Consider the following 19,777-nt stretch of genomic DNA (forward strand, 5'->3'; position numbering starts at 1 on the left):
ACTGTGATCAATCCAAATCCAAAACGTTCTGACGAGCCGGTCTTCTGGGGCCTCTTTGGCGCAGGCGGCATGTGGAGTGCCATCATTGCCCCCGTCATCATTCTGCTGGTGGGCATTATGCTGCCGCTGGGGCTGTTCCCGGGCGATGCGCTGAGCTACGAACGCGTACTGGCGTTCACGAGCAGCTTTATCGGCCGCGTGTTCATCTTCCTGATGATCGTCCTGCCGCTGTGGTGTGGCCTGCACCGTATTCACCATGCGATGCATGACCTGAAAATCCATGTACCGAGCGGGAAATGGGTATTCTACGGTCTGGCGACCATCCTGACCGTGGTCACGCTGATTGCCGTGATCACTATCTGACGCCTCTGGCCCGCCATCCGGCGGGCCTTTTATTTCTGCATCTTCCCCACCAGCCACTGGGCAAACTCGCGCATTGCGGGCGTTTCTGCGCGTGACTGCAGCCTCGTGAGCCAGTAGCTGCCAAGGTCAATCTGCGTCGCGAAGGGTTGCACAATGCGCTCACTGTTCAGCAGATGGGTGAACATATCGACAGGGGCAATCGCGATGCCCGTACCTGCCTGCGCGGCTTCCAGCATGGTCACGGACGAATCAAATACCATTACCCGGTGCGTCGGTGAAGGCGGGTTTTCTCCCGCGGCCTGCATCCAGGCGGTCCACTCGTCGCGCCGGTAAGAACGCAGCAGGGTAAACTTCAGGATATCGGCAGGGGTGTGCAACGCGGCTGAAATGTCAGGCGTGCAAAGCGGTGCAAGCGGTGCAGGGCAAAGAAACGTCGCTTCCGTGCCGTGCCACGCCCCGCCGCCATAACGAATGGCGTAATCAAGCCCCTCGGCTGCCGGATCGACGCGATTGTTATGCGTCGACAGCTGAAGATCGATATGCGGATAGCAGCGACGAAAGTCAGCGAGCTGCGAGAATAACACCCCGGTAGCAAAGGTACCCACCACGCCAATTTTTAGCTTCTCCTGGGCGCGCTGGCTGGCAAAGCGATCCAGCATTCCGGCAATTCGGTCGAACGAGTCATTCAGCACCGGCAGCAAATTCTCGCCTTCCGTGGTCAACATCAGCCCACGCGAAACGCGGACGAACAGCTGGCAATTAAGGTGCTGCTCCAGCGCCTTTACGTGCTGGCTAATCGCGGAATGGGTGACATTCAGCTCGATAGCGGCATGCGTAAAACTGAGGTGCCTTGCGGCCGCTTCGAAGGCGCGAAGCGAATTAAGCGGAAGATAGCTGCGGGTCATGGTCCCATCCGTTAGAAAAATTAACAGCTAATGCTAAATTTAACCGTTTGTCAGCCACAGTCAAATCCAACAGACTACAGCGGTCTGACGGGCCCGGACACTCCCTTGAACTGCTATTACGGAAGATAACCGATGATGACAAAATCCCTAAGCTGTGCCCTGCTGCTCAGCGTCGCCAGCGCTGCATTCGCCGCACCGATGTCCGAAAAACAGCTGGCTGAGGTGGTGGAACGTACCGTTACGCCGCTGATGAACGCGCAGGCCATTCCGGGTATGGCGGTGGCGGTAATTTATCAGGGTCAGCCACACTACTTTACCTTCGGTAAAGCCGATGTTGCGGCGAACAAACCCGTCACCCCGCAAACCCTGTTTGAGCTGGGCTCTATAAGTAAAACCTTCACCGGCGTACTGGGCGGCGATGCCATTGCCCGGGGTGAAATAGCGCTGGGCGATCCGGTAGCAAAATACTGGCCTGAGCTCACGGGCAAGCAGTGGCAGGGCATTCGCATGCTGGATCTGGCAACCTATACCGCAGGCGGTCTGCCGTTACAGGTGCCGGATGAGGTCACGGATACCGCCTCTCTGCTGCGCTTTTATCAAAACTGGCAGCCGCAGTGGAAGCCGGGCACCACGCGTCTTTACGCTAACGCCAGCATCGGTCTTTTTGGTGCGCTGGCGGTCAAACCTTCCGGCATGAGCTATGAGCAGGCCATGACGACGCGGGTCTTTAAACCCCTCAAGCTGGACCATACCTGGATTAACGTCCCGAAAGCGGAAGAGGCGCATTACGCCTGGGGATACCGTGAGGGTAAAGCGGTCCACGTTTCGCCAGGGATGCTGGACGCGGAAGCCTATGGCGTAAAAACTAACGTGAAGGATATGGCGAGCTGGCTGATAGCCAACATGAAGCCGGATTCTCTTCACGCTCCCTCACTCAAGCAAGGCATTGCTCTGGCGCAGTCTCGCTACTGGCGCGTGGGTGCTATGTATCAGGGGTTAGGCTGGGAGATGCTCAACTGGCCGGTCGATGCCAAAACCGTCGTCGGAGGCAGTGATAACAAGGTGGCGCTGGCACCATTGCCCGTGGCAGAAGTGAATCCACCCGCGCCGCCGGTCAAAGCCTCCTGGGTCCATAAAACAGGCTCGACGGGCGGGTTTGGCAGCTACGTGGCATTTATTCCTGAAAAGCAGCTCGGCATTGTGATGCTGGCGAATAAAAGCTATCCGAACCCGGCACGCGTTGAGGCGGCATACCGTATCCTCGACGCGCTGCAGTAAAACATTGCCGGGTGGCGGCTTCGCCTTACCCGGCCTACAAAACCACGATGTGCGGCGAAATTCGCCGCACAGTCTTCCGCATTTTTCCTGCTGTCATCTACACTTAACAAAAAACAGTAAGGAAACTCCTATGCGCATTCTGCCTGTTATCGCCGCGGTGACAGCCGCGTTTTTAATGGTTGCCTGCAGTTCCCCTACCCCGCCTCCTGGCGTCACCGTCGTCACGCCTTTTGATGCACAACGCTTCCTTGGAACATGGTATGAAATCGCGCGCCTCGACCATCGGTTTGAGCAGGGTTTAGAGAAGGTCACGGCGAATTACAGTCCGATGGATGATGGCGGTATTCAGGTGATCAACCGGGGCTATAATCCCGATCGGGAGATATGGCAGCAGTCGGTGGGAAAAGCGTACTTCACTGGCGACCCGCGACGGGCCGCGCTTAAGGTCTCTTTCTTTGGTCCGTTTTATGGCGGTTATAACGTGATAGCGCTCGACAAAGCGTATCGCCATGCGCTGGTCTGTGGGCCGGATCGCGACTACCTGTGGATACTCTCCCGCACGCCAACGATTTCACCCGAAATGAAGCAGCAGATGCTGGACGTCGCGACCCGGCAAGGGTTTGATGTATCAAAACTTATCTGGGTAAAACAGCCCCATTAGTGGGTGCTGAGCTTAAGCCCAACGATCCCGGCCACAATCAGAGCGAGGCTGGCGATACGCGCCAGACTCGCTGACTCGCCGAGTAGCAAAATGCCTGTGATGGCGGCCCCCACTGCGCCAATACCCGTCCAGACGGCATAAGCCGTTCCCACAGGCAAAGAGCGCATCGCCCAGGATAGCAGAACAATACTGACTATCATGGCGGTAACGGTAATGACGCTGGGCGTCAGGCGGGTAAATCCGTGGGTGTACTTGAGACCAATCGCCCATACCACTTCGAGCAGGCCAGCAATAAAAAGAATGATCCAGGACATGTCAGGCTCCTTAACTTAATGCAAGTTGGGGCCGTCCCCGGTGAAAGAAACGCTTACGGGTCGTCCCGTAAGGCAGAGATTACGCCACCTATTGTGGTTAGCGTGCTATTTTTTTTCAATCCTTTTTTGCTGAACACGTTAAGGCAAGAAATAGCCGCAGTATGGCGCGGAGTTCCGGCTTTTAGCACTCATCCGACTTCTCTATGATGATGTGCTTTCTGATGGCAGGAAGCCAAACCACTAGCCGACTGCGAATAAAATATGTTCAAAATTCTTTTGATTGACCGTTGTCACTTCACCCGCGCGGGGTTTGAAGCATGGCTCAATCATTCCGGTTTGTTCCCGGGACACTACGTTGTGACCGGGCTGAATAATCTGTTTCTTGCCAGAGAACACATTCTGCAATGGAAACCGACGCTGGTTATCGCTGACCTGTACGGCTTCAGGCAGGATATTCACCATTTTCAGCAGCTCTCTTCCCTGCTTAACGCCAGTGAACGATTACCGTTTATTTTGCTGCAGTCGGGAGAGGACAGCGGCATGACCGACTGGCTTGGGAAGTTTCCGGTCTGGTCGTCGCTGTTGAAAAATGCCAGTCTCGAAGAGGTGGCAACGGTTATCAACGATGCGTTAATTTCGCGCGCCAGCGCTGACAGGCCAACGGCGGCAGCCCCTTTGCTGACCCGACAGGAAGAGAAGGTGCTGACATTATGGATGGACGGCGCGAGCAATCAAAAAATTGCCGCTCACCTGAGCATCAACGGAAAAACGGTTTATACCTATAAACGCAATATCCGCATGAAATTACATATGGATACGCGTTTTTCTCCGTTCTTATCCCTGCAGGAATCAGAAAGCTGACGGTACGAAACCCGGCGGGTCCCGTACCGTTTATTCATTACTGCTGAGCTTTTGTTGCCGCACCAGAGATCGCGCTACCACCTTCAGAAATATCCTGACCGACGCCACGCGTGGTATTACAGGCCGTTAACACTGAAGAAAGTACCAGGACTGAAAAGATCGCTGCAATTGTCTTCTTAACCATAATATCTTCCTTTTATAGCCAAAGTTGTTTTGTGTATAGCAACTTAAGGATAGACAAAATCCCGCCGGTTGACGGAAGAGGAAGCATTTTTAGGAAAATTAGACGAACTTAGCTGGCGGCGTGAGAAATGATATGACCCAGATCCTGGATATCTTGTCCCATTCCACGCGTGGTGTTACAGCCAGAAAGCAATGCACTGGAGAGCGCTAACAGAAGCAGAATTTTAACGGTACGTTTCATCATCCCTGCCTGCAAAAAATCGGGCGCAGCGGGCGCTGCGCCTTCAATCATACGTAAATTACTTCACGCGGGATACGTATTCGCCGGAGCGGGTATCCACTTTGATCACTTCGCCAGTCTGTACGAACAGTGGCACTTTCACCACTGCGCCGGTAGACAGTTTGGCTGGCTTACCGCCGGTACCTGCGGTATCACCCTTCAGACCTGGATCGGTTTCAACGATTTCCAGTTCTACGAAGTTTGGTGGGGTCACTGCGATAGGCTGGCCGTTCCACAGGGTCACGATGCACTCAGCCTGATCCAGCAGCCATTTAGCGCTGTCACCTACCGCTTTCTCATCAGCAGACAGCTGTTCGAAAGTGGAGTTGTTCATGAAATGCCAGAACTCGCCATCGTTGTACAGATAGGTCAGGTTCATATCAACAACATCAGCGCCTTCTGCAGAGTCAGTAGACTTGAAGGTTTTCTCAACACGGGTACCGGTCAGCAGACGGCGCAGCTTAACGCGTGCGAATGCCTGGCCTTTACCTGGTTTAACGAATTCGCTGGCTTCAACCGCGTACGGTTCGCCGTCCATCATGATTTTAAGACCAGCACGAAAATCGTTGCTATAGTACGTTGCCATAAGGCCCTCTAAATTTGTTAACTGGTAGCTAAGCCACAAAATGGCGCATATTGTAACCCTAAACACCCCGTCCAGAGAAGATTGGTTATCGCAACTTGCCGATGTAATCACCAGTCCTGATGAATTGCTGCGTCTTTTAGACCTCGATCAGCACCCAGAGTTGCTTGCAGGCCGCGAGGCAAAGCGCCTTTTCGCCCTGCGCGTTCCCCGTGCGTTTGTGGCGCGGATGGAGCAAGGTAACCCCGACGATCCGCTATTAAAACAAACGCTTACTTCGCAGGATGAATTCATTACTGCGCCGGGATACAGCACCGATCCGCTGGAAGAGCAGAACAGCGTGGTGCCGGGTTTACTGCACAAATATCTCAACCGCGCCCTGCTGCTGGTAAAAGGCGGCTGTGCGGTAAATTGTCGTTATTGCTTCCGTCGGCACTTCCCCTATGCCGAAAACCAGGGCAATAAACGCAACTGGCAGGTTGCGCTGGACTATATCGCAGCCCATCCGGAGCTGGATGAGATTATTTTTTCCGGCGGTGACCCGTTGATGGCGAAAGATCATGAGCTGGACTGGCTGCTGACTCAGCTTGAAGCCATCCCGCACATTAAGCGCCTGCGCATTCATAGCCGCTTACCGATTGTTATTCCGGCACGTATCACCGACGGTCTTGTGGCACGCCTGGAGCAATCTCGCCTGCAGGTGCTGCTGGTGAATCATATTAATCACGCGAACGAAATTGACGATGCGTTTCGCGCGGCGATGGCGCGACTGCGTAAAGCGGGCGTGACGCTGCTGAACCAGAGCGTGCTGCTGCGCGGCGTGAATGACAGCGCCCGCGTGCTGGCCGATCTGAGCAATGCCCTGTTTGATGCGGGCGTGATGCCGTATTACCTGCACGTGCTGGATCGCGTTCAGGGCGCGGCGCATTTCATGGTGACGGATGAAGAAGCCCGGCAGATTATGCGCGAACTGTTAACGCTGGTTTCAGGCTATATGGTGCCGAAGCTGGCACGTGAGATTGGCGGAGAGCCGAGCAAGACGCCGCTCGATTTGCAGCTGCGGCAGCACTAAAAAGGCAGGTGGCGCTACGCTTACCCGCCCTACAGGGCCGGGCGCAGCGCCATTAGCACATTACATCAGTTCGGGCACTTATAGACCTGGCCCGTCATCTGGCTGGCGGTCGGCACGAAGCTGGACAGCATACTCTGCGTTGGGCTACTTACGCCGTAAATCACGTTGCCGCCCATTGCCGCAGCCTGATTACGCAGGGCATTCGCCGCTCCGCGCATAGAACCGCCTTCCTCACCGTGCTGACCCGACATCCAGTTACTTTGTTCACCGGTTGCCGTGCCTAACAGCTGGCATTCACTGCCAGGCTTATCTTCCACAAAGCGAACGCCCTGGCCCGCTGCCGACAGCTCATTGCTGGAGCTACAACCCGCCAGCAGCAGTGCTGCCCCTACAATCCCTGCACAGACTTTTACGCGCATGTTATTCCTCGTTTTCAATAAGCTGGACAGTAATTGTCCGTGTGTAAATCTTATACCTAAAAGATGACTAAAAGAAAAACCCCCGCGCATTTCTGCGAGCCAGATTCCGCGAGGCACTCCTCCGACATCTTAAATGAATTCTGATAATAACCTTTGGGATATCGTGTTTTAGCCCCCGATCGTTTTTAGTGATGCAACGTACAACTTTTGTACGCGACTAAAAAAGGAGGTTTTATGAGTGCATCATCCTCAGGAGAGGAAAAAGTGACATGGGTGGGTTATGTGGCGTTTGTACTTACCATCGTTTTTTTCTCGGGCTTTTTCGCCAAAAGCACCGAATGGTGGCGCGTGCTGGATTTTACCGTCTTAAACGGCAGCTTTGGCCCGGTCAACGGCGCCCTGACGTTTCGCGGAACGGGCGGAACGGGGGCGAAAGACGGTTTCCTCTTTGCCCTTGAGCTGGCTCCCTCGGTCATTTTATCGCTTGGTATCATCGCCGTCACCGAAGGTCTGGGCGGGCTGCGTGCCGCACAGCAGCTTATGACTCCCATTTTACGTCCGCTGCTGGGTGTGCCGGGCGTTTGCTCCCTGGCGCTGATAGCCAACCTGCAAAACACCGATGCGGCGGCAGGGATGACCAAAGAGTTAACCGATGAAGGCGCGATTACGGATCAGGAGCGCGCTATTTTCGCCACCTTCCAGACCAGCGGTAGCGCCATCATTACCAACTATTTTTCTTCCGGTGCCGCGCTCTTCACCGTTATCACCATCCCGGTGATTACGCCGCTGGCCGTTATTCTGGTGTTTAAATTCGTTGGTGCGAACGTCCTGCGCCTGTGGATCGCCCACATGGAAAATCGTCATCTTCAGGAGGAAGAACATGATCGCCCAGCCGCGTAAAAATATCATGGATATGTTTATTGATGGCGCCCGGCGCGGCTTTACTATCGCCACCACCAGCCTGTTGCCGAACGTCGTCATGGCGTTTGTCATCATTCAGGCGCTCAAGGTCACCGGCCTGCTGGATATAGTCGGCAAGATATGCGAGCCAATTATGGCGCTGTGGGGCCTTCCGGGTGCGGCGGCAACGGTTCTTTTGGCCTCGGTGATGAGTATGGGCGGCGGCGTGGGCGTCTGCGCCAGCCTGGTCGCCGCCGGCACGCTCAACGGCCACGATGCCACCATCCTGCTGCCCGCTATCTATCTGATGGGCAATCCGGTGCAAAACACCGGCCGCTGCCTGGGTACCGCCGGCGTAAACCCGAAATATTATCCGCATATTATTACTCTTTGTGTCATTAATGCCCTGCTCTCAATGTGGGTGATGCAGCTACTCTTCTGAGGAGATAAAAATGGATTTTTCAGTGCTGAACCCTCACCTTTTCCGCAACGCACATCTCTACGCCCCGGAGGATAAGGGACGTTGCGATCTGCTGATCGCTGCGGGAAAAATCGTGGCGATCGAAAAAGCGAACCACGGAACAACGAGGCCAGACTGCCCGGAAAGCGATCTGGCTGGGGCGGTGGTTTGCCCGGGGTTTATCGACCAGCATGTGCATTTGATCGGTGGCGGCGGTGAGGCGGGCCCTCACACCCGCACGCCAGAGGTTCGCCTGTCTGCACTCGTTGCCGCAGGCATCACCTCGGTTGTTGGCCTGCTAGGCACCGACGGCGTGACCCGGCATCCTGAATCGCTGCTGGCAAAAACGCGGGCCCTTGAACATGAAGGGATCAGCGCATGGATGCTGACGGGGGCGTACGGGCTGCCTTCGCCGACCATCACCGGCAGTGTCGAAAAAGACGTGGCGCTGATTGATAAAATCATTGGCGTGAAATGCGCGATCTCTGACCATCGTTCTTCCGCGCCAGCCGAGGACCAGCTCGCCAGTATGGCTGCCCAGTCACGCGTAGGCGGGCTGTTGGGTGCCAAAGCGGGTATCTCCGTGTTTCACCTCGGCAACAGCCCAAAGCTGCTGGAGCCGCTATTTAGCATCCTGAATAACGCCGACGTTCCCCGCGTAAAATTGCTGCCAACCCACGTTAACCGCGCCCGGGCGCTGTTCGATGCCGCGCTGAGCTATGCCCGCGAAGGCGGCTATATCGACATCACAACCAGCATCGGTGAACCGATTGACGCCGCCAGCGCCATCGTGATGGCCCGCGAGGCGCAGGTGCCGTTTAACCGGCTTACGCTCAGTTCGGACGGCAACGGCAGCCAGCCGAAATTTGATGAGAGCGGCAATCTGGTGGGGATGGGCGTGGCGGGGTTCGAATCCCTGCTCGAAACGCTGCAGCAGCTGGTCAGCCGACATCAGCTGCCGCTGGAAGAGGCGCTTCTTCCCTTTACGCGAAACGTGGCGGCGTTTCTCGGGCTAGAGAATAAGGGACGGATAGCACCCGGATGCGACGCGGATTTCCTGGTACTGACGGACGATCTGAAGATTCGCGAGGTCTGGGCCAAAGGCCGCCAGATGGTGCGTGAAGGTGCCGTGTGCGTCAAAGGGACTTTCGAATAGCACGCAATAAAAAACCCCGGGCATTTCTGCCCGGGGTTCGTTCTGAGAGGTTCAGAACAACATGATTACATCATGCCGCCCATTCCACCCATGCCGCCCATGCCAGCAGCACCTAAGTCAGGCGCATCGCCTTTAGGCAGGTCGGTCACCATGCACTCGGTGGTGATCATCAGACCAGCAACAGAGGCCGCGTACTGCAGAGCAGAACGGGTCACTTTAGTTGGGTCCAGGATACCGAAGTCGATCATGTTGCCGTATTCTTCAGTTGCCGCGTTGTAACCGTAGTTACCTTCGCCCGCTTTCACCTTGTTCGCCACCACAGATGGCTCTTCACCGGCGTTAGACACGATCTGACGCAGAGGCGCTTCCATTGCGCGCAGCGCAACTTTGATACCCACGTTCTGGTCTTCGTTCTGAGCGGTCAGGCCAGCCAGTTTAGCGGCAACGCGCACCAGCGCAACGCCACCACCCGCAACCACGCCTTCTTCTACCGCAGCACGGGTCGCGTGCAGGGCATCGTCAACGCGCGCTTTTTTCTCTTTCATTTCAACTTCGGTCGCAGCACCGACTTTGATTACCGCAACGCCGCCTGCCAGTTTCGCTACGCGCTCCTGCAGTTTTTCACGGTCGTAATCGGAAGTCGCTTCTTCGATCTGCTTACGGATCTGACCAACGCGGCCCTGAATAGCGGCTTCTTCACCCACGCCATCGATGATGGTGGTGGTGTCTTTGTTGATCACAACGCGTTTTGCCTGGCCCAGGTCTTCCAGGGTCGCTTTTTCCAGCTCCATACCGATCTCTTCGGAGATGACGGTACCGCCGGTCAGGGTAGCGATATCCTGCAGCATCGCTTTACGACGATCGCCGAAGCCAGGTGCTTTAACCGCAGCCACTTTCACGATGCCGCGCATGGTGTTAACCACCAGGGTCGCCAGCGCTTCGCCTTCAACATCTTCAGCGATGATAACCAGCGGTTTGCCTGCTTTCGCAACGGCTTCCAGCACTGGCAGCATTTCGCGGATGTTGGAGATTTTTTTGTCAGCCAGCAGGATGAACGGGCTTTCCAGCTCAACAGCGCCAGTCTCTGGCTTGTTGATGAAGTATGGGGACAGGTAACCGCGGTCGAACTGCATACCTTCAACCACGTCCAGTTCGTCTTCCAGACCGGTACCGTCTTCAACGGTGATTACGCCTTCTTTACCGACTTTGTCCATCGCTTCCGCGATCAGTTTACCTACGGTTTCGTCGGAGTTAGCGGAGATGGTACCAACCTGAGCAATCGCTTTAGAGTCAGAGCACGGTACGGACAGCGCTTTCAGTTCTTCCACAGCGGAGGCGACAGCTTTGTCGATACCACGTTTCAGATCCATTGGGTTCATGCCCGCCGCAACGGCTTTCAGACCTTCGGTGATAATGGCCTGCGCCAGAACGGTCGCGGTGGTGGTACCGTCGCCTGCAGCGTCGTTCGCTTTAGAGGCCACTTCTTTCACCATCTGCGCACCCATGTTTTCGAACTTGTCTTCCAGCTCGATTTCACGTGCTACGGAAACACCGTCTTTGGTGATGGTTGGCGCGCCGAAGGATTTATCCAGCACTACGTTACGGCCTTTCGGGCCCAGGGTCACTTTAACTGCATCTGCCAGTACGTTTACGCCGCGGAGCATTTTTACACGAGCGTCGTTACCGAATTTTACGTCTTTAGCTGCCATGTTCTTATTTCCTCAAATTCTCGTGCGTAAATTACGCTTCAACAATTGCCAGAATGTCGCTCTCGGACATGATCAACACTTCTTCATTGTCGATCTTCTCGGATTTCACGCCGTAGCCATCGTTGAAAATTACGATGTCACCAACTTTAACGTCCAGTGGCTGCACAGTTCCGTTTTCCAGGATGCGGCCCTTACCGACAGCGATGATTTCGCCACGCGTTGATTTGGCTGCTGCAGAACCGGTAAGAACGATGCCGCCAGCAGACTTGGTTTCAACTTCTTTACGTTTGACGATCACACGATCATGTAACGGACGAATACTCATTGATAGCTCTCCTTTGAGAAAGTCATTATCAGTTATGGATGACGCCGGCCCGCATGCGGTTTTCCGACTAGTGCCCTGAGAGATGGGGATAGCTTTTTACCCCTTCAAGGGGGAGTTGAAAAAAAATTTTGCGAAAGTGTTACCATCGCCTCTCTTTTGGAATTGGCAGGACGATGTCAATGAGTGGACTCAAGCAGGAGTTGGGGCTGGCGCAGGGCGTCGGCCTGCTCTCAACCTCCTTGTTAGGAACGGGCGTGTTCGCCGTACCTGCACTGGCGGCACTGGTAGCCGGAAATAACAGTCTGTGGGCGTGGCCCGTTCTGATTGTATTGGTTTTCCCGATTGCCATTGTGTTTGCCATCCTGGGGCGGCATTTCCCCAGCGCGGGCGGCGTGGCGCATTTTGTCGGGCTGGCATTTGGCCCGCGACTGGAGCGTGTGACCGGCTGGCTGTTTCTCTCCGTTATTCCGGTTGGGCTTCCTGCGGCGCTGCACATTGCAACCGGCTTTGGCCAGGCGCTGTTTGGCTGGCATGACGAGCAGTTGCTGTTGGCCGAACTGGGTACGCTGGCTATCGTCTGGTGGGTGGGTTCACGCGGAGCCCGCTCCAGCGCCAACCTGCAGACACTGGTTGCGGTGCTGATTGTCGCGCTCGTTGCCGCTATCTGGTGGGCGGGCGATATCACCGTAAAAGAGATTCCCTTCCCGGCCGTGACAGACGTCGACCACTCACAGCTTTTTGCCGCGCTCTCCGTCATGTTCTGGTGTTTTGTCGGTCTGGAGGCCTTTGCTCATCTGGCGTCAGAATTTAAGCAGCCTGAACGTGATTTCCCCCGCGCACTGATGATCGGCCTGCTGCTGGCAGGCACGGTGTACTGGGCGTGTACCGTGCTGGTGTTGCACTTCAAGGCTTTCGGAGCCGATCTCGCCGCCGCGGCATCGCTGCCGGGTATCGTGGTTGAACTGTTTGGTGTGAAGGCGCTGTGGATCGCCTGCGTTATCGGCTATCTGGCCTGTTTTGCCAGCCTCAACATTTATATCCAGAGCTTTGCCCGTCTGGTGTGGTCTCAGGCGCTTTACAGACCTGATAACCGCCTCGCACGGCTGTCTAAACGCCAGCTGCCGCTGAATGCCCTGAATGCCGTACTGGGCTGCTGCGTGGTGAGTACGCTGTGCATTTACGCCCTGAAGGTCAATCTGGATACGCTGCTCGTCTACGCCAATGGCATTTTCATCATGATCTACCTGCTGTGCATGCTGGCAGGTTGTCGTCTGCTGAAAGGCCGTTATAAAGCACTGGCGCTTGTCGGGGGGCTACTGTGCCTGCTGTTGCTGGCAATGGTGGGGTGGAAAAGTATGTACGCCATCGTCATGCTGGCGGTGTTGTGGCTGGCGCTTGAGTAGGCCCGGTAAGCGAAGCGCCACCGGGCAACAAAATCACCGATCGTCTTTGTGATCCAGACGGTCGTGCTGTTCATCCTTACGCTGATACTCCCCTTCAAACGTATCGCCAGGACCAGTACTAAAACCACCGCCCGGCATACGGCTAAAGCGCAGATGCGGCAGCAGCTTCATGGTCAGGTGCTTTTGCACCGGCGGCAGAAGCAGCAGAAGGCCGAGGAAGTCGGTGAAGAACCCGGGCAGAATCAGCAGCAGCCCCGCAATAATCAACGACACGCTTTTGATCATCTCTTCCGCCGGGCTTTCGCCTGCGGCCATCTTTTGCTGCATTATCAGGAAATTTTTGAAACCCTGATTACGCACCAGCGACATGCCGATGACGGAGGTGAAAATCACCAGAATCAGCGTCAGCAGGACGCCCAGCACATGGGCAACCTGGATGAAAATGGAAATCTCAATGTAAACATAGAGAAAGAAAGCAATAAACGGTATCCAGCGCACTGGCATCTCCTGTGTGGCAGAGGCCATCGGCCCCTGTCTGAATGTGTTCGCGACACGCGTTCGTATGAGATGGTGACGGTTAGCGAAAATTCAATCAGTTTGCACGGATATTTTTTTTGGAAATATTAAAGCGGTGACCCATTTCACAGATTAATAATTATCATGGAATCGGCTCGATAATAAGTGATCCAGCTTACGGCAATTCGCTATCATCAGCATATGATCTCGAGCATCTGGCTGATTGAGGGAATAATCGTCGGTCAGAAAATATTCAAAACCACATAAATACTGTGTGTTTAGTACAATCCATCGGCAGCTTGAAAAGAAGGTTCACATGTTAAACAACATTCGTATCGAAGAAGACTTGTTGGGTACCAGGGAAGTTCCAGCGGATGCCTACTACGGTGTCCACACTCTGAGAGCGATTGAAAACTTCTACATCAGCAACAGCAAAATCAGCGACATCCCTGAGTTTGTTCGTGGCATGGTGATGGTGAAGAAAGCCGCAGCCCTGGCCAACAAAGAGCTGCAAACCATTCCTAAAAGCGCGGCAAATGCGATTATCGCAGCCTGCGATGAAGTGCTGAACAACGGCAAATGCATGGATCAGTTCCCGGTTGACGTCTATCAGGGCGGCGCGGGCACCTCCGTCAACATGAATACCAACGAAGTACTGGCAAACATTGGCCTGGAGCTGATGGGTCACCAGAAAGGTGAATACCAGTACCTGAACCCGAACGACCACGTCAATAAATGCCAGTCCACCAACGACGCGTACCCTACCGGCTTCCGTATCGCGGTGTATGCATCCGTGGTGAAACTGGTGGATGCGATCAACCAGCTGGGTGATGGCTTCCAGCGTAAAGCGGTTGAGTTCCAGGACATTCTGAAAATGGGTCGTACCCAGCTGCAGGATGCGGTGCCGATGACCCTCGGCCAGGAATTCCACGCGTTTAACGTCCTGCTGAACGAAGAGACCAAAAATCTGCTGCGCACCTCCGAGCTGCTGCTGGAAGTGAACCTGGGTGCTACCGCCATCGGTACGCGTCTGAACACCCCGGATGGCTATCAGCAGCTGGCGGTACAGAAGCTGGCTGAAGTGTCCAACCTGCCGGTTGTGCCTGCAGAAGACCTGATTGAAGCGACCTCCGACTGCGGCGCCTACGTCATGGTACACAGCGCGCTGAAACGTCTGGCGGTGAAACTGTCCAAAATTTGTAACGACCTGCGCCTGCTCTCTTCCGGCCCGCGCGCTGGCCTGAATGAAATCAACCTGCCAGAACTGCAGGCAGGTTCGTCCATCATGCCAGCCAAGGTGAACCCGGTTGTGCCAGAAGTAGTGAATCAGGTGTGCTTCAAAGTCATCGGTAACGATACGACCGTGACCATGGCCTCTGAAGCGGGTCAGCTGCAGCTGAACGTGATGGAGCCAGTCATTGGCCAGGCGATGTTTGAATCTATCCACATTCTGACCAACGCCTGCTACAACCTGCTGGAAAAATGCATCAACGGCATCACGGCGAATAAAGAAGTCTGCGAGGGTTATGTCTATAACTCCATCGGGATCGTCACCTACCTCAACCCGTTCATCGGGCACCATAACGGCGACATCGTCGGTAAGATTTGCGCCGAAACCGGTAAGAGCGTGCGTGAAGTGGTGCTGGAGCGCGGGCTGTTGACCGAAGCCGAGCTGGACGATATTTTCTCAGCCCAGAACCTGATGCACCCGGCCTATAAAGCGAAACGATATACCGATGAAAGCGAACAGTAACCGTTCAGGCTAGGCTTCTTAAGGCACGTCACTTGTGACGTGCCTTTTTTCTTTTTAGGCGTTACCAAAATACAACAATTCAATATCAACTTGTTAATAAGCAAGGCAGGTCCTTATGTTTGGAGCAGAACTCGTCATCGTCTTGTTGGCGATTTATTTGGGAGCACGACTCGGGGGTATCGGCATCGGTTTTGCCGGCGGTCTTGGAGTGCTCGTTCTTACCCTTATCTTTCAGATTAAACCCGGCGCAATCCCGTTCGACGTTATCGAAATCATCATGGCAGTCATTGCCGCTATTGCCGCCATGCAGGTGGCAGGCGGTATGGACTACCTGGTGAGCCTGGCGGAGCGCATGCTACGCCGCCACCCGAAATACATAACCTTCCTTGCTCCTCTGGTGACCTGGTTTATGACCATTCTCGCCGGTACTGGCCACACCGCTTTCTCCACGCTGCCGGTGATCACCGAAGTGGCGAAAGAACAGGGCATCCGTCCGTCGCGTCCGCTCTCTATTGCCGTCGTCGCGTCCCAGATCGCGATTACCGCCTCGCCGATTTCCGCGGCGGTGGTCTTCTTCGCCGGTATCCTGGAGCCGATGGGCGTGAGCTACCTGACGCTGCTGGCGATCTGCATCCCGGTGACGCTGATTGCGGTGATGATTACCGCCGTGCTGTGTAACTTCCTCGGTGCTGAACTGAAAGACGATCCGGTTTATCAGGAGCGTCTGGCAAAAGGTGAAGTGAGCCTGCGCGGCAGCCAGGTCTTCGAACTGAAGCCACATGCGAAACGCTCCGTGCTGCTGTTTCTGATTGGTATTGTTGCCGTCATGTTCTATGCGACCGCCATCAGCGATACCGTGGGGCTGATCCAGAACCCGGTCCTGCCGCGTAACGAAGCGATTGTGGTGTTCATGCTGACCATCGCGACGCTGATTAGCATCACCTGTAAAATTGATACCAGCGAAGTGCTGAACGCCAGCACCTTCAAATCCGGTATGAGCGCCTGCGTGTGCGTGCTGGGTGTGGCGTGGCTTGGCGATACCTTCGTGAAAGCGCACATCAGTGATATCCAGACCGTCGCTGGTGACCTGCTGCACAACTATCCGTGGCTGCTGGCTGTCGTGCTGTTCTTCGCGGCTACTCTGCTTTACTCCCAGGCGGCGACCACCAAAGCGCTGATGCCTGCGGCGCTGATGCTGGGTGTGACGCCGCTGACGGCAATTGCCTCTTTTGCGGCGGTTTCTGCCCTGTTCGTATTGCCAACCTACCCAACCCTGCTGGCGGCGGTGGAGATGGATGACACCGGCTCAACCCGTATCGGTAAGTACGTGTTTAACCACGCGTTCCTCATCCCGGGCGTGGTGGCGATTACGCTTTGCGTGATCCTCGGCTTTATCATCGGCGGCATTGTGCTGTAAACGGTTAGCCGTTGTAAAAATAGTTAAAATCGGGCCGCTCAGCGGCCCGTTTCATTAATGACCAGTCGTCTTGCGTGATATAGTGAAGACTTTCGTGATGAGGAGGTCGACTTGTGAACACGCCTGATGCCGTTGTCGTACTGTGCACCGCCCCTGATGAAGCCTCTGCCCAGGATCTCGCCGCCAAAGTGCTGGCCGAAAAACTGGCAGCCTGCGTCACGCTCCTCCCCGGCGCTACCTCTCTTTACTATTGGGAAGGTAAGCTGGAGCAAGAGTACGAAGTCCAGATGTTGCTCAAAACCAATCTGACAAACCAGCAGGCACTCCTCGACTGCCTCAAATCTCATCATCCTTACCAAACCCCGGAACTGCTGGTCTTGCCAGTGGTTCATGGCGATAACGACTATCTCTCATGGCTCAACGCTTCCTTACGCTGATCCTGCTGCTGTGCAGCACATCAGTTTTTGCCGGGCTGTTTGACGCGCCCGGCCGTTCGAACTTCATTCCTGCCGATCGGGCGTTTGTTTTCGATTTCCAGCAAAACCAGCACGACCTTACGCTCAACTGGCAGGTGAAAGAGGGCTATTACCTCTATCGCAAGCAGGTGAGCATTACGCCTGCTCAGGCCAGCGTGGGCGCATTACAGATGCCCGCTGGCGAGTGGCATGAAGATGAGTTTTACGGCAAAAGCGAAATCTATCGCCAGCACCTGAGCGTGCCCGTTACGGTGAACCAGGCGGATAAAGGTGCGACCCTGACGGTGACCTATCAGGGGTGCGCGGATGCCGGATTCTGCTATCCGCCTGAAACAAAGGTGGTTCCGCTTAGTGAAGTGAAAGCCTCTGCCACGGTTCCCCCTCTTCCTTCAGGCGAGAAGCGTGAAGCTCCCGCAGACCTTCCGTTCTCCGCGCTGTGGGCCTTGCTGATCGGTATCGGCATTGCCTTTACGCCGTGCGTGCTGCCGATGTATCCGCTCATCTCTGGCATCGTACTGGGCGGCAAACAGCGCCTTTCCACCGCCCGCGCGCTGCTGCTGGCCTTTATTTACGTGCAGGGTATGGCGCTGACCTACACGGCACTCGGCCTTGTGGTCGCCGCTGCCGGGTTGCAGTTCCAGGCCGCACTTCAGCACCCTTATGTGCTGATTGGCCTGTCGGCGATATTTATCCTGCTGGCACTGTCGATGTTTGGCCTGTTCACGCTGCAGTTACCGTCAGCTCTGCAAACCCGCTTAACGCTGATGAGTAATCGCCAGCAGGGTGGTTCGGCAGGCGGCGTGTTTATGATGGGGGCCATCGCCGGACTGATTTGCTCCCCTTGCACCACCGCACCGCTGAGCGCCATCCTGCTCTATATTGCCCAGAGCGGCAATCTGTGGCTTGGCGGCGGTACGCTGTACCTTTACGCGCTGGGCATGGGCCTGCCGCTGATTCTGGTTACGGTTTTCGGCAATCGACTTCTGCCGAAGAGCGGCCCGTGGATGGAGACGGTGAAAACCGCATTTGGTTTTGTGATTCTGGCGCTGCCGGTGTTCCTGCTGGAACGCATTACAGGTGACGTATGGGGCTCTCGCCTGTGGGCGATGCTTGGTGTAGCGTTCTTCTGCTGGGCATTTATCGTCAGTCTGGGGGCGAAAAAAGCGTGGATGCGCCTGGTGCAAATTCTCCTGCTCGCCGCCGCGCTGGTGAGCGTGCGTCCTCTGCAGGATTGGGCGTTCGGCTCGCCGGTCGGCCAGACGCAGGCACATTTGAACTTTATTCAGATTAAGAACGTCGATGAGCTCAACAGCGCGCTTGCGCAGGCGAAGGGCAAACCGGTGATGCTCGATCTCTATGCCGACTGGTGCGTCGCCTGTAAAGAGTTTGAAAAATACACCTTTAGCGATCCACAGGTGCAAAACGCCCTGAAAGAGACGGTTCTGCTCCAGGCGAACGTGACAGCCAATAATGCGCAGGATAAGGCTCTGCTGAAGCAGCTTAACGTGCTCGGGCTGCCAACCATTCTGTTCTTCAATCAACAGGGTCAGGAGCAGCCAGAACAGCGTGTAACCGGGTTTATGGATGCAGCGGCATTTAGCGCGCATTTGCGCAATCGCCAACCGTAAACAACACTTTAAACGGAACATACCGTTGGGAATAGCGGAGGAGATAACCGTGCAACGTGAAGACGTACTGGGACAAGCCCTGCAATTACTTGAGATTTATGGGATCGCCAGCACCACGCTTGAGATGGTAGCCGACCGTATCGATTACCCCCTGGATGATCTTAAGCGCTTCTGGCCGGATAAAGAGGCGCTCGTTTATGATGCTCTGCGCTATCTCAGCCAGCAGGTTGATATCTGGCGCAGGCAGCTGATGCTGAATGAAGAACTGACTGCGGAACAAAAGCTTCTGGCGCGCTATACCGCCCTGACGGAATGTGTCAGCAACAACCGCTATCCGGGCTGCCTGTTTATTGCGGCCTGTACGTTCTATCCCGATCCCGACCATCCTGTCCATCAGTTGGCGGATCAGCAAAAACGGGCTGCGCATGACTTCACTCACGAGCTGCTTACCCGTCTTGAAGTGGATGACCCGGCAATGGTGGCGAAACAGATGGAGCTGGTGCTGGAGGGCTGCCTGAGCCGCATGCTGGTGAACCGTAGTCAGGCCGATGTGGATACGGCGCACCGACTGGCGGAAGATATTCTGCGCTTTGCTCAGTGCCGTATGGGCGGGGCGTTAACGTAAGCGAACCTGTTAAATTTGACGTATTCGACGCGTAAACCATCAGATTGCCGCAAAGTTAAGCAATTGAACAGCTTTTCCCGAAATAATGTTGACGATAAGGCGCGATTGCGGTTTAATGCGCTCCGTTGCCCGGATAGCTCAGTCGGTAGAGCAGGGGATTGAAAATCCCCGTGTCCTTGGTTCGATTCCGAGTCCGGGCACCACTATTTAAAGAACCCAGCCTATGGCTGGGTTTTTGCTTTTCTGCGTTTATAAATCCCTTCTTTAGTATTCTTGCTTCTTTTTACCGTGGGATCATGCGGTCTGCCATGCCCGGTGGCGCTGCGCTTACCGGGCCTGCAGGTTTTGTAGGCCGGATAAGGCGAAGCCGTCATCCAGCATGTTTTCTGGCGTGCAAAGCAAAAAACCCCGCACCTTTCGGTACGGGGTTCTTCTTGTTTGATGCCTGGCAGTTCCCTACTCTCACATGGGGAGACCCCACACTACCATC

At 55.2% G+C, this 19,777-nt stretch carries 23 protein-coding genes and 1 tRNA gene; 15 read left to right on the plus strand and 9 right to left on the minus strand.

What is annotated here, in order from left to right:
- Window positions 1-3 precede the first annotated feature (3 nt).
- A complete protein-coding gene (gene frdD, locus ACOTXF_RS09140) occupies window positions 4-363 on the plus strand; it encodes a fumarate reductase subunit FrdD (RefSeq protein ID WP_045418067.1) in 360 nt (119 codons plus the stop codon).
- A 29-nt stretch (window positions 364-392) separates the two neighbouring features.
- Here frdD and ampR read toward each other — a convergent pair whose 3' ends face one another.
- Window positions 393-1,268 carry a LysR family transcriptional regulator AmpR gene (ampR, locus tag ACOTXF_RS09145; RefSeq protein ID WP_008502935.1) on the minus strand — a complete coding sequence of 292 codons (876 nt, stop codon included), beginning with the start codon at window positions 1,266-1,268 and terminating at the stop codon, window positions 393-395.
- 132 nt (window positions 1,269-1,400) lie between these two features.
- Between ampR and ACOTXF_RS09150 the strand changes: the two genes are divergently transcribed.
- Window positions 1,401-2,546 (plus strand): cephalosporin-hydrolyzing class C beta-lactamase MIR-3, encoded by a 1,146-nt coding sequence (locus tag ACOTXF_RS09150; RefSeq protein WP_045418072.1) that lies wholly within the window; start codon window positions 1,401-1,403, stop codon window positions 2,544-2,546.
- Between the two features lie 130 nt (window positions 2,547-2,676).
- Window positions 2,677-3,207 carry a lipocalin family protein gene (locus tag ACOTXF_RS09155; protein ID WP_232926832.1) on the plus strand — a complete coding sequence of 177 codons (531 nt, stop codon included), beginning with the start codon at window positions 2,677-2,679 and terminating at the stop codon, window positions 3,205-3,207.
- Here the strand turns inward: ACOTXF_RS09155 and sugE are convergent.
- Entirely contained in the window at window positions 3,204-3,521 is a 318-nt protein-coding gene (sugE, locus tag ACOTXF_RS09160) for a quaternary ammonium compound efflux SMR transporter SugE (RefSeq protein WP_008502938.1), read from the minus strand. The two genes, ACOTXF_RS09155 and sugE, sit on opposite strands and share 4 nt — an antisense overlap.
- A 261-nt stretch (window positions 3,522-3,782) precedes the next feature.
- Here sugE and ACOTXF_RS09165 point away from each other — a divergent pair, with 261 nt between their 5' ends.
- Complete coding sequence (locus tag ACOTXF_RS09165) at window positions 3,783-4,382, plus strand: helix-turn-helix transcriptional regulator (protein WP_021240725.1); 600 nt, start codon at window positions 3,783-3,785, stop codon at window positions 4,380-4,382.
- Window positions 4,383-4,419: 37 nt separating this feature from the next.
- Here the strand turns inward: ACOTXF_RS09165 and ecnB are convergent, their stop codons facing one another.
- The 3 genes from ecnB to efp form a co-directional block, all read right to left on the minus strand.
- Window positions 4,420-4,566 (minus strand): lipoprotein toxin entericidin B, encoded by a 147-nt coding sequence (gene ecnB, locus ACOTXF_RS09170; protein ID WP_003025482.1) that lies wholly within the window; start codon window positions 4,564-4,566, stop codon window positions 4,420-4,422.
- A gap of 108 nt (window positions 4,567-4,674) precedes the next feature.
- Window positions 4,675-4,806 carry an entericidin A/B family lipoprotein gene (locus tag ACOTXF_RS09175; RefSeq protein WP_024907352.1) on the minus strand — a complete coding sequence of 44 codons (132 nt, stop codon included), beginning with the start codon at window positions 4,804-4,806 and terminating at the stop codon, window positions 4,675-4,677.
- Window positions 4,807-4,864: 58 nt separating this feature from the next.
- The gene (efp, locus tag ACOTXF_RS09180; protein WP_008502940.1) at window positions 4,865-5,431 is read right to left on the minus strand and encodes an elongation factor P; all 567 of its coding nucleotides are present in this window, start codon (window positions 5,429-5,431) and stop codon (window positions 4,865-4,867) included.
- Window positions 5,432-5,471: 40 nt separating this feature from the next.
- Here efp and epmB point away from each other — a divergent pair, with 40 nt between their 5' ends.
- On the plus strand, window positions 5,472-6,500 hold the full coding sequence (gene epmB / locus ACOTXF_RS09185) for an EF-P beta-lysylation protein EpmB (protein ID WP_045418076.1): 1,029 nt from the start codon (window positions 5,472-5,474) through the stop codon (window positions 6,498-6,500).
- 65 nt (window positions 6,501-6,565) lie between these two features.
- Here epmB and ACOTXF_RS09190 read toward each other — a convergent pair whose 3' ends face one another.
- Entirely contained in the window at window positions 6,566-6,919 is a 354-nt protein-coding gene (locus tag ACOTXF_RS09190; RefSeq protein WP_008502942.1) for a DUF4156 domain-containing protein, read from the minus strand.
- 234 nt (window positions 6,920-7,153) lie between these two features.
- Here ACOTXF_RS09190 and ACOTXF_RS09195 point away from each other — a divergent pair, with 234 nt between their 5' ends.
- From ACOTXF_RS09195 to iadA, 3 genes are read left to right on the plus strand one after another with little or no spacing between them, the layout of a single operon-like run.
- Window positions 7,154-7,819, plus strand: a complete 666-nt coding sequence (locus tag ACOTXF_RS09195) for a nucleoside recognition domain-containing protein (RefSeq protein WP_008502943.1) — start codon at window positions 7,154-7,156, stop codon at window positions 7,817-7,819.
- Window positions 7,800-8,261 carry a YjiG family protein gene (locus tag ACOTXF_RS09200; RefSeq protein ID WP_023293466.1) on the plus strand — a complete coding sequence of 154 codons (462 nt, stop codon included), beginning with the start codon at window positions 7,800-7,802 and terminating at the stop codon, window positions 8,259-8,261. The genes ACOTXF_RS09195 and ACOTXF_RS09200 overlap by 20 nt, the downstream gene beginning before the upstream one ends.
- A 10-nt stretch (window positions 8,262-8,271) precedes the next feature.
- Window positions 8,272-9,435, plus strand: coding sequence for a beta-aspartyl-peptidase (iadA, locus tag ACOTXF_RS09205; protein WP_047744934.1), 1,164 nt, complete (start codon window positions 8,272-8,274; stop codon window positions 9,433-9,435).
- A 65-nt stretch (window positions 9,436-9,500) separates the two neighbouring features.
- Here the strand turns inward: iadA and groL are convergent, their stop codons facing one another.
- Both groL and ACOTXF_RS09215 read right to left on the minus strand, forming a co-directional pair.
- Window positions 9,501-11,144 carry a chaperonin GroEL gene (groL, locus tag ACOTXF_RS09210; RefSeq protein WP_008502946.1) on the minus strand — a complete coding sequence of 548 codons (1,644 nt, stop codon included), beginning with the start codon at window positions 11,142-11,144 and terminating at the stop codon, window positions 9,501-9,503.
- 31 nt (window positions 11,145-11,175) lie between these two features.
- On the minus strand, window positions 11,176-11,469 hold the full coding sequence (locus ACOTXF_RS09215; protein ID WP_003855929.1) for a co-chaperone GroES: 294 nt from the start codon (window positions 11,467-11,469) through the stop codon (window positions 11,176-11,178).
- A gap of 179 nt (window positions 11,470-11,648) precedes the next feature.
- On the opposite strand from ACOTXF_RS09215, the gene yjeH reads away from it, so the two are divergent.
- Entirely contained in the window at window positions 11,649-12,872 is a 1,224-nt protein-coding gene (yjeH, locus tag ACOTXF_RS09220) for an L-methionine/branched-chain amino acid transporter (RefSeq protein ID WP_048961972.1), read from the plus strand.
- A 33-nt stretch (window positions 12,873-12,905) separates the two neighbouring features.
- On the opposite strand, the gene ACOTXF_RS09225 is transcribed toward yjeH, so the two are convergent.
- Window positions 12,906-13,370: an FxsA family protein gene (locus tag ACOTXF_RS09225; RefSeq protein WP_023616652.1), complete on the minus strand. Its 465-nt coding sequence runs from the start codon at window positions 13,368-13,370 to the stop codon at window positions 12,906-12,908.
- Window positions 13,371-13,704: 334 nt separating this feature from the next.
- Between ACOTXF_RS09225 and aspA the strand changes: the two genes are divergently transcribed.
- From aspA to ACOTXF_RS09255, 6 genes are all read left to right on the plus strand, one after another.
- Window positions 13,705-15,141: an aspartate ammonia-lyase gene (aspA, locus tag ACOTXF_RS09230; protein WP_003855923.1), complete on the plus strand. Its 1,437-nt coding sequence runs from the start codon at window positions 13,705-13,707 to the stop codon at window positions 15,139-15,141.
- Between the two features lie 115 nt (window positions 15,142-15,256).
- The gene (locus ACOTXF_RS09235) at window positions 15,257-16,558 is read left to right on the plus strand and encodes an anaerobic C4-dicarboxylate transporter (RefSeq protein WP_003855921.1); all 1,302 of its coding nucleotides are present in this window, start codon (window positions 15,257-15,259) and stop codon (window positions 16,556-16,558) included.
- Between the two features lie 113 nt (window positions 16,559-16,671).
- Window positions 16,672-16,995 (plus strand): divalent cation tolerance protein CutA, encoded by a 324-nt coding sequence (cutA, locus tag ACOTXF_RS09240; protein WP_003855908.1) that lies wholly within the window; start codon window positions 16,672-16,674, stop codon window positions 16,993-16,995.
- The gene (locus ACOTXF_RS09245) at window positions 16,971-18,662 is read left to right on the plus strand and encodes a protein-disulfide reductase DsbD (protein ID WP_048961971.1); all 1,692 of its coding nucleotides are present in this window, start codon (window positions 16,971-16,973) and stop codon (window positions 18,660-18,662) included. Before cutA ends, ACOTXF_RS09245 begins: the two co-directional genes overlap by 25 nt.
- A gap of 49 nt (window positions 18,663-18,711) precedes the next feature.
- Entirely contained in the window at window positions 18,712-19,287 is a 576-nt protein-coding gene (locus tag ACOTXF_RS09250) for a transcriptional regulator (protein WP_021240733.1), read from the plus strand.
- Window positions 19,288-19,414: 127 nt separating this feature from the next.
- Window positions 19,415-19,490 (plus strand) — tRNA-Phe (locus tag ACOTXF_RS09255).
- Window positions 19,491-19,777: the final 287 nt, after the last annotated feature.

The organism is Enterobacter cloacae complex sp. IR53041, from assembly GCF_049238285.1.
Classification (GTDB): Bacteria; Pseudomonadota; Gammaproteobacteria; order Enterobacterales; family Enterobacteriaceae; genus Enterobacter; species Enterobacter roggenkampii.